Below are 1666 nucleotides of genomic sequence, written 5' to 3'. Positions count from 1 at the left end.
GCCGCGAAGGATCGCGTCGGACGCCTCGCCGGCGAGCCAGCCGCGCAGCAGCGCCGCGAGCTCGGCCGGCCGTGTCGCGACCAGCGCGAGCCGTTCGCGCAGCGATTCGCGGCCGATCTGCACGGTGTGGCACAGCGCGGCGAGATCGATCTGCGGCCGCGCGCCGAGGAAGGCGGCGAAGCGCGCGGCGTAGGCGCGCAAGGTCGCGTCGCTCTCGGCCGACAGCGCGAGCACCTGCGGGCCCGGCGCAGCGGCCGGCGCGGCCTCCTCGTTGCGGAACGCTTCGAGCACGAGGCAGGCATTGACGCCGCCGGCGCCGAACGAATTGACCAGCGCGCGCCGCGGCGCGTCGCCGTGCTGCGGCCAGCTCGCCTGCGCGTGCTGCAGGCGGAACGGCGATGCGGCCAGATCGAGATCCGGATTGGCTTGTTCCGAATGCAGGCTCGGCACGAACTCGCCGTGCTGCACCTGCAGCAGCGCCTTGGTCAGGCTCGCGATGCCCGCGGCCGACTCGGCATGGCCGATGTTCGCCTTGACGCTGCCGAGCGAGCAGTAGCCGGTGCGGTCGGTGCCGCGGCGGAACGCCTGCGACAGGGCCAGCACTTCGAGACTGTCGCCGAGCGGCGTGCCGGTGCCGTGCCCTTCGACGCAGCCGATCGTGTCGGGATCGACTTCGGCGGCGGCCAGCGCGCGCGCGATCAGCTCGGCCTGCGCGTTCGGGTTCGGCGCCGAGTAGCCGTTGGAGCGGCCGCTGTGGTCGAACGCGCTGCCGGCGACCACGCCGTAGATGCGGTCGCCGTCGGCGATCGCCTGCTCCAGCGGCTTGAGGATCACCGTGCCGACGCCTTCTCCGGGCACGAAGCCGTCGTCGCCGGTGCCGTAGCTGCGCGTCCTGCCGTGGCGCGCGAGCATGCCGCGCTGGCACAGCGACAGGTACTTCGACGGATGCAGGTAGAGGTTCACGCCGCCTGCGACAGCGACCTGGCATTCGCCGCGGCGCAGGCTCTCGCAGGCCATGTGCACGGCCACGAGCGACGACGAACAGGCCGTGTCGACGGGCAGGCTCGGCCCCTTGAAGTCGAAGAAATACGACACGCGGTTGGCGATCGACCACGGCATCGCGCTCGGCGTCCGCATGTTGCCGCGGCGGCGCGCTTCCTCGGCGAGCTGCGCGTAGGAATTCGTCGTCACGCCGACGAACACGCCGACGTCGGCGCTCTTGCCGCGGCCGTGCCGCGCGCGCAGTTCGTCGCGCGTATAGCCGGCGTCCTCGAGCGCGCTCCAGACCGACTGCAGGAACAGCCGCTCCTGCGGATCCATGACGCAGGCTTCCTCGTGCGGAATGCGGAACAGCTGGGTGTCGAACTTGTCGACGTCGGCGATGAAGCCGCCGCTGCGGCAGTAGATCTTGCCGCGGCCGGCCGCGGCCGGATCGGGGTCGTAGTACGCGTCGGCGTCCCAGCGCCCGGCCGGCACCGGGCCGGTCGCGTCGCGGCCGTCGCGCAGCAGCTGCCAGAACGCGTCCAGGTCCGGCGCTCCGGGATAGTGGCCGTGCACGCCGATGATCGCGATCTTGCGCGGCGCGGACTGCGCGGCGAGCAGCGCGGACAGGCTCACGCCGGCGGTCTCGGACGGCGCCGGTGCGGCCGATGGCGCGGCATCGGTC

Annotated in this window: 1 protein-coding gene; it reads right to left on the bottom strand. The window is 72.7% G+C overall.

All coding sequences use genetic code 11. From position 1 onward, the window contains the following. A partial coding sequence (locus NON22_RS23970) for a type I polyketide synthase (protein ID WP_257389500.1) occupies positions 1-1617 on the bottom strand: 1617 nt, incomplete at its 3' end. Positions 1618-1666: the final 49 nt, after the last annotated feature.

Source organism: Tahibacter caeni (assembly GCF_024609805.1).
In the GTDB taxonomy this organism is placed as follows: Bacteria; Pseudomonadota; Gammaproteobacteria; order Xanthomonadales; family Rhodanobacteraceae; genus Tahibacter; species Tahibacter caeni.
Note: the sequence above shows the minus strand (reverse complement) of the source record. Positions and strands in the feature narration are given on the sequence as shown.